Genomic DNA, 15,450 nt, shown 5'->3' with positions numbered 1-15,450 from the left:
CGGCGTCCTGCAGACAGACTTGAGGTCCTGCGGGACCGTTGACCAGCCCGGTTGATGGCTGTGCCGTCGCCGGGCGAAGGAGAGCACATGCTCGATCCGCACGACACGCCCGACGCGCCCGAGACGCCGGATGCCGAGGAGTCGCCCGACGCGACCTCCGAGACTCCCGCCCCCGAGGCCACCACCACCGTCACCACCACCCGCACGCGCCGCCGCGCCGCGGGACGTCCCGCCGGTCCGCCGGCCGCGGTCTTCGCACCGCCGGTCGAGGAGTCCGAGGAGGACGAGGAGGAGGACGTCCAGCCCGAGCCAGAGGCGCGCAAGGCCGCCCCGGCCGCGTTCTCGCTGGGCGCAATGTTCCAGGCACCGCCCGCCGAGCTGGCGCCGCCCCGCCCCCAGCGCGTCGAGGACGACGCCGACGCGGACGACACCGACGACGACTCGTCCGAGGACGAGGGCAACGAGGGCGGCCGCCGTCGCCGCCGCCGCGGTGGCCGTCGCCGCCGCAAGAGCGACCAGGACGCCGCCGCCGAGGACGACGAGTCCGGCTCCGACGACGAGGGCAAGGACGAGTCCGCCGAGTCCGGCGACGACGACCAGCCCACGTCCGGCTCCACCCGCCGCCGTCGCCGCCGCGCCCGCGCAGGGGAGGGCGCCGAGGGCTCGCCCGACGACCCCGAGAACACCGTCGTCAAGGTCCGCGAGGGCCGTACCGCCGAGGACGAGATCACCGGCGTCACCGGCTCCACGCGCCTCGAGGCCAAGAAGCAGCGCCGCCGCGAGGGCCGCGAGGCCGGCCGCCGCCGCGCCCCCATCGTCAGCGAGGCCGAGTTCCTGGCCCGCCGCGAGGCCGTCGAGCGCGAGATGGTCGTGCGCCAGCAGGACGACTACACGCAGATCGCCGTGCTCGAGGACAACGTCCTGGTCGAGCACTACGTCGCCCGCGAGTCGCAGACCTCGCTCATCGGCAACGTCTACCTGGGCAAGGTCCAGAACGTGCTGCCGAGCATGGAGGCCGCGTTCGTCGACATCGGCGCGGGCCGCAACGCGGTCATCTACGCCGGCGAGGTCGACTGGTCCAACGTCCAGAACGGCAAGCAGCGCAAGATCGAGGATGCGCTCCAGCCCGGCCAGACCGTGCTCGTGCAGGTCTCGAAGGACCCGATCGGCCAGAAGGGCGCGCGCCTGACCAGCCAGATCAGCCTGCCCGGCCGCTTCCTGGTCTACGTCCCCGGCGGCGGCAGCAACGGCATCAGCCGCAAGCTCCCCGAGAACGAGCGCGCCCGCCTCAAGGGGCTGCTGAAGGAGGCGCTGCCCGAGAGCGCCGGCGTGATCGTCCGCACGGCCGCCGAGGGCGCCACCGAGGAGCAGCTGCAGCGCGACATCGCCGCCCTGTCCGCCCGCTGGGAGGACATCGAGCGCAAGGTCGCCTCGGGCAAGGCCCCGCAGCTGCTGTACTCCGAGCCCGACCTCATGATCAAGGTCATCCGCGACCTGTTCAACGAGGACTTCACCAAGATGACGGTCCAGGGCGACGAGGTCTGGGACATGGTCTCGGCCTACATCTCGCACGTGGCGCCGGACCTCGAGGAGCGCGTCCACCGCTGGGAGGGCGAGAACGACATCTTCGCCGAGCGCCGCCTCGACGAGCAGATCCACAAGGCGCTCGACCGCAAGGTGCACCTGCCGTCCGGCGGCTCGCTGGTCATCGACCGCACCGAGGCCATGGTCGTCGTCGACGTCAACACGGGCCGCTTCACCGGCTCGGGCGGCAACCTCGAGGAGACCGTCACCAAGAACAACCTCGAGGCGGCCGAGGAGATCGTGCGCCAGCTGCGGCTGCGCGACCTCGGCGGCATCATCGTCATCGACTTCATCGACATGGTCCTCGAGAGCAACCGCGACCTCGTGCTGCGCCGCCTCGTCGAGTGCCTGGGCCGCGACCGCACGCGCCACCAGGTCGCCGAGGTCACCTCGCTCGGCCTGGTCCAGATGACGCGCAAGCGCATCGGCACGGGCCTGCTGGAGTCGTTCAGCCACGAGTGCGCCGAGTGCCACGGCCGCGGCGTCATCATCGAGGACGCGCCGGTCGAGCCCAAGAAGGACGAGGGCCAGCGTCGCGGTCGCCGCGGCGGCCGTGGCAACAAGGGCGGCAACGGCGGCTCGAACGGCAACGGCGGCTCGAACGGCAACCGCCAGCAGCGCCAGGGCAAGGCCGACGAGGGCCGGTCCGAGGAGCCGAAGGGCGAGCCGTCCCAGGCCGAGCAGCCGAAGGAGCAGGACGCCCCGCAGGCCGAGCCGGCACCGGCGAAGCAGGACGACCAGGCACCCGTTTTGACCGACGATGGTGCGCCCGAGTAACATGGAGAGTCGGTGCGCACTGCGCGCCGCTATGACTTTTTTCAGTTCGAAGTGAGGAATCCCGTGGTGTACGCAATCGTGCGCAATGGCGGCGGCCAGGCCAAGGTCGCGGTCGGCGACGTCATCTCCATCGACCAGCTGCAGGCGGCCGAGGGCGACACCGTCCAGCTCCCCGCCGTGATGCTCGTCGACGGCGACCAGGTCACGTCGGGCGCCGACGCGACCAACGTCAAGGTCGACGCCGAGGTCGTGGGAGCCGCCAAGGGCCCCAAGATCATCATCCAGAAGTACAAGAACAAGACCGGTTACAAGAAGCGCCAGGGTCACCGCCAGAAGTACACCCAGGTCAAGATCACCGGAATCTCCAAGTAAGGGACTGACGACATGGCACACAAGAAGGGCGCAGCCTCCACCAAGAACGGTCGCGACTCCAACGCCCAGCGCCTCGGCGTCAAGCGTTTCGGCGGCCAGCTGGTCAACGCCGGCGAGATCATCGTCCGCCAGCGTGGCACCCACTTCCACCCCGGCTCCAACGTGGGCCGCGGCGGCGACGACACGCTGTTCGCGCTGTCGGCCGGCGCCGTCGAGTTCGGCACCAAGCGTGGCCGCCGCGTCGTGAACATCGTTCCGGAGCAGTGACGCGCAGATCTTCCTGAAAGGGGCGGTCCGCTTGATGCGGACTGCCCTTTTCTCATTCCCCCACCCGGTAGTCAGGAGACACCATGGCGATCCCCTCCTTCGTTGACCAGGTGACCCTGCACGTCTCGGGCGGCAACGGCGGTCACGGCGTGGCCTCGGTCCACCGCGAGAAGTTCAAGCCCCTCGGCGGCCCCGACGGCGGCAACGGCGGTCACGGCGGCGACGTCATCCTCGTCGTCGACACCGACGTCACCACCCTGATCGACTACCACCACGAGCCGCACCGCAAGGCCACCAACGGCGCGCCCGGCGCCGGCTCGAACCGCAACGGTGCCAACGGCCAGGACCTCGTGCTGCGCGTGCCCGACGGCACGGTGGTTCGCGACCAGAGCGGCGAGGTCCTCGCCGACCTCGTGGGCGCCGGCACCGAGCTGGTCATCGCGGCCGGCGGCCGCGGCGGGCTGGGCAACGCGGCGCTGGCCTCGTCCAAGCGCAAGGCCCCCGGCTTCGCGCTCAAGGGAGAGCCCGGCGAGGAGCGCACGGTCACGCTCGAGCTCAAGGTCGTCGCCGACATCGGCCTCATCGGCTTCCCCTCGGCGGGCAAGTCCAGCCTCATCGCGGCGCTGTCGCGCGCCCGTCCCAAGATCGCGGACTACCCGTTCACGACGCTCGTGCCGAACCTCGGCGTCGTCACGGCCGGCTCCACCACGTTCACGGTGGCCGACGTGCCGGGCCTCATCGAGGGCGCCAGCGAGGGCCGTGGCCTCGGCCACGACTTCCTGCGCCACGTCGAGCGCTGCGCCGCGCTGGTGCACGTGATCGACTGCGCCACGGTCGAGCCCGGCCGCGACCCGCTGACCGACCTCGACATCATCGAGGCCGAGCTGGCCCGCTACGGCGAGTACGCCGGCGTCGACCTGTCCGACCGGCCCCGCCTCGTCGCCCTCAACAAGACCGACGTGCCCGACGCCGCCCAGATCGCCGAGTTCGTCATCGGCGAGCTGCGCGAGCGCGGCCTGCGCGTCTTCGAGGTCTCCGCGGCCAGCCACGCGGGCCTGCGCGAGCTGTCCTTCGCGATGGCCGAGATCGTCGCCGCCCAGCGCGCCGCGGCGCCCAAGCAGGAGGCGACGCGCATCGTGCTGCGCCCGCCGGCTCCCTCGGGCGTCGGCCGCGAGTTCGAGGTCCAGCACATCGAGGGCCGCTGGCACGTCACGGGCGAGAAGGTCGCCCGCTGGGTCCGCCAGACCGACTTCAGCAACGACGAGGCCGTGGGCTTCCTCGCCGACCGGCTCAACCGCCTGGGCGTCGAGGACGAGCTGCTCAAGCTGGGCGCGGAGGCCGGCGACGACGTCGTCATCGGCGCCGAGAGCGACGCGGTCCTGTTCGACTTCGACCCGACCATCACCGCCGGTGCCGAGGTGCTCGGCCGCCGCGGCGAGGACCTGCGCCTCGACCAGAGCGATCGCCGCACCAACAAGGAGCGCCGCGCGCTGCTCGCCGCCCGCCGGGCGTGGGAGCTGGAGGCCGCCGCCGCGCGCGCCGAGGGCCGCGAGCCCGAGCCGTTCGTGTGGGACCTCGACGAGGAGTACCCCGGCGACGACGAGGTGGCGGACGAGGTGCCCGAGGACGAGCGATGAGGGTCGTCATCAAGGTCGGCTCGTCCTCGCTGACCACGCCCGACGGCCACCTCGACCCCGACCGGATCGGCACGGTCGTCGACGCGGTCGTGTCCGTGCGAGCGCGCGGCGACGAGGCGGTCCTGGTCAGCTCCGGCGCGATCGCCGCGGGCATCGGCCCGCTGGGCCTGGCCCGCCGCCCGCGTGACCTGCCCACGCAGCAGGCGGCCGCCGCCGTGGGCCAGCGCGCGCTCATCGCGCACTACTCCGAGGCGTTCGCCGACGCCGGCCTGGTCGTCGGGCAGGTGCTGCTCACGGTCGACGACGTCAGCCGGCGCAGCCACTACCGCAACGCGCAGCAGACCTTCGCGAAGCTGCTCGAGCTCGGTGCCGTGCCGGTCGTCAACGAGAACGACACGGTGGCGACCTCCGAGATCCGGTTCGGCGACAACGACCGGCTGGCCGCGCTCGTCGCGCATCTCGTGCACGCCGACCAGCTCTTCCTGCTCTCCGACGTCGACGGCCTCTACACGGGTCACCCGGACATGCCCGGCTCGCAGCTGATCCGGACGGTGCGCTCGGACGCCGACCTCACCGGCGTCGACGTGGCGCGCGTCGGGTCGGCGGTCGGCACGGGCGGCATGGTGACCAAGATCGATGCGGCACGCATCGCCACCGCGGCGGGCATCCCCGTCCGCCTCACCTCGACCGAGCGCGCCCTCGCGGCCGTCGCGGGGGAGTCCGTCGGCACGCTGTTCCTGGCCACCGGCAAGCGCCGGGCCGCGCGCCTCATGTGGCTCGCGCACGCCAGCGACACGCAGGGCCGGCTGGTCCTCGACGCGGGCGCGCGGCGGGCCGTCGTCGAGCGTGGCGCCTCGCTGCTCGCCGCGGGTGTCGTGTCCGTCGAGGGCGACTTCTCGGCCGGGGACCCGGTCGACGTCCTCGGCCCCGACCGCGACGTCATCGCGCGCGGACTCGTGAACTTCGACAGCGCCGAGCTGCCCGCCATGCTGGGCCGCTCCACGGCCGAGATCGTCGAGGCGCTCGGTCCGGATCACGAGCGCGAGGTCATCCACCGCGACGACCTGATCCTGCTGTCCTGAATCAGGCGGCTCCTGCCGCGGCTCGTCGCCAGTGACACGGTCGAGTCACGGGAGGTGGGGCCGATGTCCGCACCGGAGACCGGCCAGGTCGTCCTGGAGCTGCGGGTCCACGGGGTCCGCGGCACGCCGACCGCCTCCATGCTCGGCGTCGACCCCGACCGCGTGGACCAGGTCGCCGGGGACCGGCTGACCGGCTTCTACCGGATCGCGGACGGGGCCGACCCGCCGCTGCGGACGCTGCCGCCCGGCATGGCGCTCGAGGCGTACTCGTGGGGCGAGCTGACCTCGGGCGTGCGGGGCCTGTGGGGCTGGATCACCCGCGTGCTGTGGCTCGCGCTGCTGCCGTTCGCGCTGGTCAACCTCGCGTTCTGGGCGCGGACCCAGGTCGGTGAGAACTCGGGCCAGGCACGCTGGGGGCTGCGAGCGGTCCGGCTCAGCGGACTGCTGCTGACGGTGATCGCCGTGCTGACGATGTGCTTCGTGTCGATCGACCTCGTCGCGTGGCAGTGCTACCGCGCGAACGCGATCGCGTGCCCCGTCCTGCCCGACTGGCTCGACGTCGTCGCATCGCTGCGGGCCGGCCAGCGGATCGCCCTGCTCTCGCTCGTGCCGCTCGCGCTGGTGGCGCTGCTCGTGGCGCTCACCCGCCAGAGCCTGGCCCGGTACGAGGCCACGCCGGACGCGCCGGAGCAGGTGCTGCGCGACGCCAACCGGGACCGGTGCGCGAGCAACGTCCTCGAGCACCCCCGGATGTGGCAGGGCGAGCAGCGCACCCGCCACCTGCTGTACCTGCACGTCGCGGCGGCCCTGTGCACGATCGTCCTCGTCAGCGGCGTCCACCTGCTGGCGAGGGACGCGACCGGGATCCTGTGGGTGACGACGCTGGCGGCGGCCGTCGTGATGGTCGCGGTCGTCGGCCGGACGCTCACGGTCGATCCCGAGGACCTGGAGTTCCGCGACGTGTGGCGCCTGCACGTCGGCACGGACGTGCGCGAGGTCGGGCGCGACGAGCCGCACCTGCTCGCCCGCCCGGGCGAGGCGCTGCGGCGGCTCCGTCTCAAGGAACTCGCATGGGTCTGCGCCGGCATCGTGGCCCTGCACCTGGCGTTCCTGTGGGGTGTCCGGCTGCCGGCGCCGGCGACGTCGGCGCAGGTCGCCGCGGACGAGATGTCCTGGTACGGCGAGAACGTCTGGTTCATCAGCCTCTTCGTGGCCCTCACGATCGTGCACGTCATCGTCTTCGTCGGCGGGCGGGTCCGCCTGCTCGGGACGCTGGCGGTGGTCGCGGGGATGCTGGTGATCGTCGCCCTGCGCTGGGTCGTGCCGACGTGGGTGCTCGCGATGCTGGCCGCGGCGGCCGTCGCGGCGCTCGGGGTCTTCCACTGGCGGCGGTCCCGGCAGGAGGAGTACCGCGCGTTCGCGTGGGGTGGGGCGGGGGCGTCCGTGCTGCTCGGCGGCGCCACGATGGTCGCCCTGCTCTTCACGTCCGCCGCGTCCGTGGGTGCCGCGAACTACCTCAACGGCAGCTCGCAGTCCGTCGCTGACCTCATCACGGTCCGCAACGAGCGGTCGCCGCTCTCGGCGCAGTGGGAGGCGGACCCGCTGACCCTGGCCGGGGACGTCGTGCTCGAGGGGGCGCGCGTCGTGCGTCACGACCGCGGCGTGCTCGTCACGGACGGGACGGTGCGCACCGAGGCGCTGACGCGACGCAGCAAGGCGCCGAACGAGCGCGACTCCTCCTATTCGCTCGCCACGTCGATGGTGCGCGAGGCGACGCTGGTCCTGCCGCGGGGGACGAGGTCCGTGCGCCTCGTCTCGTCGTGCTTCAGCACGCGGCTGACGGACCGGGACGAGATCTGCACGGGCGAGTCGCGGGGGTTCCGGACCGCCGGCGCGCTCGACGTCCGGGCCACGTGCCCGGTCGGCGGCGAGCGAGTGCGCTGCCTCACCGTCGACGCGGCCCACGGCCGGGTCGAGCTCGAGGTCGCCGACCCGCCGCAGACCCCGCTCGTGGTGCCGCAGATCCTCGTGTGGACCCCACTGGTGCAGTCGACCCTGCTCGTGCTGGGGGCGGCGCTCGTGGGGCTGCTCGTGTGGCGGTTCCACCGGACGGCCGCCGGCCGGATCCGCGACCTCGTCGACCACGACACGCCCACCGTCCCCGTCCAGGACCGGGCGGCGGTCAAGGAGGCGCGGGTGACGGCCGCGCTCGCGCACCGGGCCGAGCGCATCCTGGACGGCATCGGGCCCCTCACGGCGCTGCTCACCGTCACGACGCTGGCCCTGTCGTCCGGGGGCGACCCGCCGTGGGAGATCGCGGAGTGGCTGCGGCCGTTCGCGACGCTCTCGCTGTACGTGGCGCTCGCGCTGAGCCTGGCGATGATGATGCTCGGAGCGCGCATCCGGCGCTCGCCCAGCGCCCGCCGGAACGTGGGCGTGCTGTGGGACATCACGACCTTCTGGCCCAGGGCGGCCCATCCCTTCGCGCCGCCCTGCTACGCCGAGCGCGTCGTTCCCGAGATCACCGCGCGCGTCCGCTGGGCCCTCGGCCAGGACAAGGACCGGGTCGTCGTGCTGTCGGGGCACAGCCAGGGCTCGCTCATCTGCGTGGCGGTCGCCTCGCGCCTCAACGGGATGGCGCACCAGCTGCGACTGCTCACGTACGGCAGCCAGATCCGCGCGCTCTACGGACGCGTCTTCCCGGGGGCGGCCGGACCGGACGCCCTGGGCTACGTCCCGACGCGCGGTCCGGCGCTCATGCACGACGCATGGCCCGACGTCCCGGACGAGGACCACGAGTCCGAGCCGCCCCGGCAGGCCGGCCTGCGGTACGCCCTGGCGTCCCCACACCACTGGGTCAACCTCTTCCGCCGGTCCGATCCGTTGGGCTACCGCGTCCATGCCGACAGGGACGACCCCGTGCTCGACCGGCCGACGCTCGAGGTGCGCCCGGACGGGTCGGGCGATCCGGGCTCCCTCGTCATGACGCACGGCGGCTACCAGCACACTCCCGAGTACCGCGAGGCGATCGCCGAGTGGACGGGGGAGACCGTGCACCGCTCGCCGGTGGGGCCCGCGCGGGCGGACGCGCTGCCGCCGCTGTGATGCAACAAATTCGGAAAACGTTGCACAGATGACACCGGCTGGTGCATCCTCGTGACGTGGGTCACATGTCGCCGATCGTCCGAGCAGCGCGCCACGCGCTGATCGCGGGCGAGCCCGTGGACGTGGGCAAGGTCGCGGCCGAGGCCGGGGTCGACCGCAGCACCGTCTTCCGGCGGGTCGGCCGACGGGACCGGCTCGTCGCCGAGGCGCTGTGGGAGACCACCGAGACCCTCGCATGGCCCGCGTGCCTGCGCGAGCACGCACCGGGCACGCCGCACCGGGCGGCGCTGGTCCTGCGGTCCTATGTCCGCATGCTCATCGACGAGGCGTGGTTCCGGGACTTCCTGCACCGCGACCCGGCGCGTGCCCTGAGGATCCTCACGAGCACCGAGTCGCCGATCCAGGGACGCATGGTGGCCCTGGTCCGCGACCTCGTCGAGTCCGAGCCGCCCGGACCCGTCGCCCTGCCCTCCGACTCGCTGGCGTTCGTCGTCGTGCGGGTCGCCGAGTCGTTCATCTACGCCGACCTGATCACGGGCGGCACCCCCGACGCCGACGCGGCGTACGAGGTCTTCGTCGCCCTGCTCGGGTGACCGAACCGAAGGAGAGACCATGACCAGCCACGGACACGCCGACCCGCGCTTCGACCGACTGCGCGGCGTCCTCGACGCGAACCTCGAGTCCGGGGAGGAGCTCGGCGCCGCCATCGCGGTGGACCTCGACGGCGAGACCGTCGTCGACCTGTGGGGCGGCCACGCCGACGTGGCCCGCACCCGCCCTTGGGAGCGCGACACGATCGTGAACGTCTGGTCGACGACGAAGGAGGTCTCGGCGCTCGCCGTCCTGACCCTCGTGGAGCGCGGGCTCGTGGACGTGGACGAGCCGGTCGCCACGTACTGGCCCGAGTTCGCCCAGAACGGCAAGGAGGGCGTGCTGGTCCGGCACGTCATGTCGCACACCTCGGGCGTCTCGGGCTGGGACCAGCCGATCGTGCTGGAGGACATCTACGACCGCGAGGCCTCGACCGAGCGGCTCGCGCGGCAGGCGCCGTGGTGGGAGCCGGGGACGGCCTCGGGCTACCACGCGCAGAACCAGGGCCACCTGCTCGGCGAGATCGTGCGGCGGGTCAGCGGCCGGACGCTGACGCAGTTCGTGGCCGAGGAGATCGCCGGTCCGCTCGGCGTGGACCTGCAGATCGGCGCCCGGGAGGAGGACGACGACCGCGTGGCCGAGATCGTCCCGCCGCCGCCGCTGGACATCGACCTCGCGCAGGTCGACTTCGAGTCGCCGATGGTCAAGACGTTCACCGGGCCGGCGGCCGACGCCAACGCGGCCAACACGATCGCGTGGCGCCGTGCCGAGCTGGGCGCGCTCAACGCCCACACGAACGCCCGTGCGCTGGCGCGCACCTTCTCGGTCGTCTCGCGCGGGGGAGAGGTCGACGGAGTGCGGCTGCTGTCGAAGGGGACGATCGACCAGATCTTCCGCGAGCAGTCGCGGAACGTCGACCTCGTGCTGGGGCTGCCGCTGCGGTTCGGCATCGGCTTCGCGCTGCCCGAGCCGGCGACGCTGCCGTACCTGCCCGACGAGCGGATCTGCTTCTGGGGCGGCTGGGGCGGCTCGCTCACGGCCATGTTCCCCGACCAGGCGCTGACGATCTCCTACGTCATGAACAAGATGGCGCCCGGGATCATCGGCTCGGACCGCTCCGCGGCGTACGTCAGCGAGATCCTCGCCGCCGTGCGCTGATCCGGTCCACCACCAGCACGACGGCCAGGCCCACGAGGACTCCGAGCACGGTGTCGGCGACGCGGTCCACCAGCAGCGTCGACACCGGCTCGGGGGAGCCGAGGTGCACCATGAGCAGCGCGAGCGGCGTGATCGTCACGAGGGCCACCGCGTAGTTGCGGCCGACGAGCAGCTCGGCGGCCACCTGCAGCGCGATGACGAGCACGATCGTCGCGAGGGGGTCCAGGTCGAGCGCCAGCAGCCCGCCGGCCACGAGCACGCCCGCGACCGTGCCGACGGCGCGGTGCACGCCGCGGACCACGCGGTGGCGCGTGCTCGCGCCCGACGTCGCGGCGGCCGCGCCGACCGATGCCCAGTAGGCGTGCCCGAGGCCGGCACCGGACGCGACGGCGGCGGCGAGCCCGACGGCGACGGCCACGCGCAGCACCTCCTCGAGCGTCCTCGGCGAGCGCAGCGCGGCGTGCAGCGGCGCGTCCCAGTGCTGCCGCGGTCGGTGACGGGCCGGGGTGAGCGCTCCGATCGCGCCCACGACGAGGGCGAAGAGCGCCGTGCCGACCGCGACCGCGACGTGCGGCGCGACGTCGCCCGGCGGGACCGCCGCGCTCGAGGTCGCGCCCAGCGCGAAGACGGGGAACAGGGCTCCCGGCGGATGCCAGGCCCACGCGATCGAGACCACGACGGCGACGGCCGCGGTCAGGGCGAGGGCCGCCGCCACCACCGCCGAACCGGCCCCCGCGGCGCCCAGGAGCGTGCCCGCCGTGACCGCGCCGACGAGGACGACGGCGGCGCTCGCCTGCATGACGGCGCGGGAGCGGTGCGCGTGGGACCGGCCGTACAGCGCGGTGAAGGCGCCGAACGTGGCCGGCAGGGCGAGGTCCAGGCGGTCGATCGCCCAGAGCAGGAGCAGCGGCACGCCCATGCAGACGCCGGCGCGCAGCGCGACCCAGTGGGCGTCGCCGTGCGGCGCGAACGTGGTCAGGGACTCCCAGCCGCGGCGCAGGGGCGAGGAGTCGGAGGGCACCCCTCGAGCGTAGGACGTCGAACTAGACTCGCCCGCATGGGAACCGAGGTTCGTGAGGCGGCACTGCGTGCCCGCGAGGCCGCGCGCGTGCTGGCGCTCGCGACGCGCAAGGACAAGGACGCGGCGCTGACGGCGATGGCCGACGCGCTCGTCGCGGGCACCGACCGCATCGTCGCGGCCAACGCCGAGGACGTCGCCGAGGCACGGGCCGAGGGCACGCCCGAGAACGTCATCGACCGCCTCGCCCTCGACGCCGGCCGCGTGGCCGCGTTCGCGCAGGGCGTGCGCGACATCGCGGCGCTGCCCGACCCCGTGGGCGAGGTCGTCCGCGGCTCCACGCTGCCCAACGGCCTGCAGCTGCAGCAGATCCGCGTCCCCATGGGCGTCATCGGGATGATCTACGAGGGCCGTCCCAACGTGACCGCCGACGCGGCCGCGATCTGCCTCAAGGCCGGCAGCGCCTCGCTGCTGCGCGGATCCCGCTCGGCGCGCCGCTCGAACGCGGTGATCGTCGAGATCATGCGCGACGCCGTCGCCTCCGCCGGCCTTCCCGCCGACGCGATCCAGGCGATCAGCGCCGAGGACCGCAGCACCTCCACGGACCTGATGACGGCGCGCGGCCTCGTCGACCTGGTCATCCCGCGCGGGGGAGCGGGCCTCATCCGCACCGTCGTGGAGCAGTCGACCGTCCCCGTCATCGAGACCGGCACGGGCAACGTGCACGTGTACGTCGACGCCGACGCCGACCTCGACATGGCCCTCGACATCGTCGTGAACTCCAAGACCCACCGCACGAGCGTCTGCAACGCCGCCGAGTCGCTGCTGGTGCACCGTGCCGTGGCGGAGAAGTTCCTGCCGCGCGTCGTCGCCGCGCTGCAGGAGCGCGACGTGCGCATCCACGGCGACGAGGACTTCCAGGCCCACGACGGCGTCGACGCCGCCACGGACGACGACTACGCCACCGAGTACCTCGCCTCCGAGATCGCGGCCCGGGTCGTCGACTCGCTCGACGAGGCCGTCGACCACGTCCGCCGCTTCAGCTCGGGCCACACCGAGGCGATCGTCACGGGATCGCTCGACGCCGCGCGGCGCTTCACGATGGGCGTCGACTCGGCCGCCGTGATGGTCAACGCCTCCACGCGGTTCACCGACGGCGGCGAGTTCGGCTTCGGGGCCGAGATCGGCATCTCCACGCAGAAGCTGCACGCCCGTGGGCCCATGGGGCTGACCGAGATGACCACGACCACCTACGTCGTCACGGGCACGGGCCAGACGCGCTGACACGAGCAGGGCGGATCGGCGTCACCCCGGTGAAAACCCGCTGATAGATTGTCGCCATGCTCGATCTGATGCTCGCCGCCGAAGAGGCGGCCCACCACGCGGAGCCGGCCATCAACCCCTGGGTCGTCGGCGGTATCGCGCTCGGCATCCTGCTGGCGCTGCTGCTCGTCACGTTCCTGTTCGGATTGGGCCGCGAGCACTCCTGAGCATGTCGGAGCGTCGCCGTCGCATCGGCGTGATGGGCGGCACGTTCGATCCCATCCACCACGGACACCTCGTTGCTGCCAGCGAGGTGCAGTCGTGGTTCGACCTCGACGAGGTCGTCTTCGTCCCCACGGGCCAGCCCTGGCAGAAGGCCGACCGGGACGTCTCGCCGGCCGAGGACCGGTACCTCATGACCGTCATCGCGACGGCCGCCAACCCGCGCTTCCGCGTGAGCCGGGTCGACATCGACCGGGAGGGCCTGACCTTCACGATCGACACCCTGCGCGAGCTCGCGCGCACGTACCCGGGCGACGACCTGTACTTCATCACCGGTGCCGACGCGATGGCCGCGATCCTCACGTGGCGCGACCACGCCGAGCTCTTCGAGCTGGCGCACTTCGTGGGCTGTACCCGGCCCGGGCACGAGATGGACGAGTCCACGCTCGAGGGCCTGCCAAAGGAGCGCGTGACGCTCGTCGAGATCCCCGCCCTGGCCATCAGCTCCACCGACTGCCGCGCGCGCGTCAGGAGCGGCGAGCCCGTCTGGTACCTCGTGCCGGACGGCGTCGTGCAGTACATCGGCAAGCACGGCCTCTACCACCCCCAGTCATCCCCGAAGGAGGACGCCTCATGACCGCGACCGACCGCGCGATCGAGCTGGCTCGCGCCGCCGCGCAGGCCGCCGCCGACAAGAAGGCGGCCGAGATCATCGCCTTCGACGTCTCCGAGCAGCTGGCGATCACGGACGTGTTCGTGCTGTGCTCGGCCGACAGCCAGCCGCAGATGAACGCCGTCAAGGACGCCGTCGAGGAGCGCCTGCTCGAGCTCGGCGCCAAGACGCTGCGCCGTGAGGGCGAGCGCGAGGCGCGCTGGATCCTCATGGACTACGGCGACGTCGTCGTGCACATCCAGCACAGCGAGGAGCGCGCCTTCTACGCGCTCGAGCGCCTCTGGAGCGACTGCCCGTCCATCGACCTGAAGCTCTCGTGAAGCCCGGCGCCGTCGCCGGCCGTCGCGTCATCCTGTGGCGGCACGGGCGCACCGAGTGGAACCTGGCCGGCCGCGTGCAGGGCCAGACGGACATCCCCCTCGACGCGGTGGGCCGCCAGCAGGCCGTCGACGCCGCGGCGCGGCTGGCCGCGCTGATGCCCAGCCGCATCGTCAGCTCCGACCTGTCGCGGGCGTTCGACACCGCCAGCGCCCTGGGCGCCGTGACGGGCCTCGAGGTCGAGATCGACGTCCGCCTGCGCGAGCTGGCGTTCGGTGCCCGCGAGGGACTCACGTGGCGCGAGTCGTGGGAGCGGTTCCCGGCCGAGATGCAGGCGTGGGCCGACGGCGACGAGACGCAGATCGAGGGAGCCGAGACCCACGCCCAGGCCGGCGCGCGTCTTGCCGAAGCCCTGCGCGAGCACCTCGAGTCGCTGCCGCTGGGGGAGACCCTCGTGCTGGTCGCCCACGGTGCCGTCCTCCGCACGGGGATCCTGTCCTTCCTCGGGATCGCCGAGGAGTCGTGGCGCCAGTTCGGCGGCCTGTCCAACTGCCACTGGTCCGTGCTGGAGGAGTCGCGCTACGAGGACTGGTCCCAGTGGCGACTGGCCGAATGGAACTCCGGATCGCTGCCGGAGCCGGTCATGTCGGACGACGAGGCCGAGTAGGGGGACCCCCGGTTTGGTGCCTCGAGGGGCACCTTGTACTATTGGTGAGGTTGTTAGCGGGGCATTGGCGCAGTTGGTAGCGCGCTTCCATGGCATGGAAGAGGTCAGGAGTTCGAATCTCCTATGCTCCACCGAATGACAGAAGAGCGGGTCCCCGAGGGGGCCCGCTCTTCTCGTATGTCCGGGTCGCCGTCGCGTCGTCGGCAGGGAGTGCACGCGCCAGCTGAGCGGTGACGCCGGCCACGCTTGCGCGTACGAGCTCGTCCCGGAGGCGGCCACGCACCCGCGTGACGACCCCCCGGCCAGGGCCACGGGGAACGGGCCGCTCGCAGCCCCTCCAGGCGCCGTCGCGGGGGCCCAGGGCGCGTTTCGACCGTGTTTCCAGATGTGACCCAGAACGCCCCGACCCCGATTTGCATTCTCGGAAGACGGGTGTGTAATGTTCTTCTTGTTGCACCGCACAGCGGAGCAGCGAAGCGCAGACCGAAGCGGTTAACGCCAGGAGCCCCACGGGGGTCCGGAAACTGGCCGCGGGAAAACGTAGCGCAGCATCGTGACCGACCCGGTTGATCCGGTGAAAACGGCGATGTACCTTGGATAGCCCCTCGGGTTGGTGCCAGGAATGGCATGGACTCGGGGTGTGCGTCTGATCCTTGAGAACTCAACAGTGTGTCAAAAGTCGACGAATTTTTATCAGTACCCCGGCGACTCTGAAG

The 15,450-nt window shown here is 72.4% G+C and carries 14 protein-coding genes and 1 tRNA gene; 14 read left to right on the top strand and 1 reads right to left on the bottom strand.

Annotated features, from left to right (window positions below):
* The first annotated feature begins 87 nt into the window (after window positions 1-87).
* The 8 genes from AB3M81_RS12270 (at window position 88) to AB3M81_RS12235 (ending at window position 10,573) form a co-directional block, all read left to right on the top strand.
* Window positions 88-2,361: an Rne/Rng family ribonuclease gene (locus AB3M81_RS12270; protein WP_412904198.1), complete on the top strand. Its 2,274-nt coding sequence runs from the start codon at window positions 88-90 to the stop codon at window positions 2,359-2,361.
* 66 nt (window positions 2,362-2,427) lie between these two features.
* Entirely contained in the window at window positions 2,428-2,733 is a 306-nt protein-coding gene (gene rplU, locus AB3M81_RS12265; RefSeq protein WP_412904424.1) for a 50S ribosomal protein L21, read from the top strand.
* A gap of 12 nt (window positions 2,734-2,745) precedes the next feature.
* Entirely contained in the window at window positions 2,746-3,000 is a 255-nt protein-coding gene (rpmA, locus tag AB3M81_RS12260) for a 50S ribosomal protein L27 (protein ID WP_412904197.1), read from the top strand.
* Window positions 3,001-3,083: 83 nt separating this feature from the next.
* Window positions 3,084-4,637, top strand: a complete 1,554-nt coding sequence (obgE, locus tag AB3M81_RS12255) for a GTPase ObgE (RefSeq protein ID WP_412904196.1) — start codon at window positions 3,084-3,086, stop codon at window positions 4,635-4,637.
* Window positions 4,634-5,719, top strand: a complete 1,086-nt coding sequence (gene proB / locus AB3M81_RS12250) for a glutamate 5-kinase (RefSeq protein WP_412904195.1) — start codon at window positions 4,634-4,636, stop codon at window positions 5,717-5,719. Before obgE ends, proB begins: the two co-directional genes overlap by 4 nt.
* 63 nt (window positions 5,720-5,782) lie before the next feature.
* Window positions 5,783-8,824 carry a hypothetical protein gene (locus AB3M81_RS12245; protein ID WP_412904194.1) on the top strand — a complete coding sequence of 1,014 codons (3,042 nt, stop codon included), beginning with the start codon at window positions 5,783-5,785 and terminating at the stop codon, window positions 8,822-8,824.
* Between the two features lie 65 nt (window positions 8,825-8,889).
* The gene (locus AB3M81_RS12240; RefSeq protein WP_412904193.1) at window positions 8,890-9,417 is read left to right on the top strand and encodes a QsdR family transcriptional regulator; all 528 of its coding nucleotides are present in this window, start codon (window positions 8,890-8,892) and stop codon (window positions 9,415-9,417) included.
* Between the two features lie 19 nt (window positions 9,418-9,436).
* Window positions 9,437-10,573, top strand: coding sequence for a serine hydrolase domain-containing protein (locus AB3M81_RS12235; protein ID WP_412904192.1), 1,137 nt, complete (start codon window positions 9,437-9,439; stop codon window positions 10,571-10,573).
* On the opposite strand, the gene AB3M81_RS12230 is transcribed toward AB3M81_RS12235, so the two are convergent.
* Entirely contained in the window at window positions 10,545-11,594 is a 1,050-nt protein-coding gene (locus AB3M81_RS12230; protein ID WP_412904191.1) for an FUSC family protein, read from the bottom strand. The two genes, AB3M81_RS12235 and AB3M81_RS12230, sit on opposite strands and share 29 nt — an antisense overlap.
* Window positions 11,595-11,630: 36 nt before the next feature.
* Between AB3M81_RS12230 and AB3M81_RS12225 the strand changes: the two genes are divergently transcribed.
* From AB3M81_RS12225 to AB3M81_RS12200, 6 genes are all read left to right on the top strand, one after another.
* A complete protein-coding gene (locus AB3M81_RS12225; RefSeq protein ID WP_412904190.1) occupies window positions 11,631-12,875 on the top strand; it encodes a glutamate-5-semialdehyde dehydrogenase in 1,245 nt (414 codons plus the stop codon).
* Window positions 12,876-12,931: 56 nt separating this feature from the next.
* Window positions 12,932-13,081 (top strand): hypothetical protein, encoded by a 150-nt coding sequence (locus tag AB3M81_RS12220; RefSeq protein ID WP_412904189.1) that lies wholly within the window; start codon window positions 12,932-12,934, stop codon window positions 13,079-13,081.
* Between the two features lie 2 nt (window positions 13,082-13,083).
* Complete coding sequence (gene nadD / locus AB3M81_RS12215; protein WP_412904188.1) at window positions 13,084-13,713, top strand: nicotinate-nucleotide adenylyltransferase; 630 nt, start codon at window positions 13,084-13,086, stop codon at window positions 13,711-13,713.
* A complete protein-coding gene (gene rsfS / locus AB3M81_RS12210) occupies window positions 13,710-14,069 on the top strand; it encodes a ribosome silencing factor (RefSeq protein WP_412904187.1) in 360 nt (119 codons plus the stop codon). Before nadD ends, rsfS begins: the two co-directional genes overlap by 4 nt.
* The gene (locus tag AB3M81_RS12205; RefSeq protein WP_412904186.1) at window positions 14,066-14,734 is read left to right on the top strand and encodes a histidine phosphatase family protein; all 669 of its coding nucleotides are present in this window, start codon (window positions 14,066-14,068) and stop codon (window positions 14,732-14,734) included. The genes rsfS and AB3M81_RS12205 overlap by 4 nt, the downstream gene beginning before the upstream one ends.
* A gap of 58 nt (window positions 14,735-14,792) precedes the next feature.
* Window positions 14,793-14,865, top strand: a tRNA-Ala gene (locus AB3M81_RS12200).
* Window positions 14,866-15,450 lie beyond the last annotated feature (585 nt).

It is taken from the genome of Aeromicrobium jepli (assembly GCF_047246605.1).
Classification (GTDB): Bacteria; Actinomycetota; Actinomycetes; order Propionibacteriales; family Nocardioidaceae; genus Aeromicrobium.
This window is presented reverse-complemented; position numbering and strand designations above follow the sequence as displayed.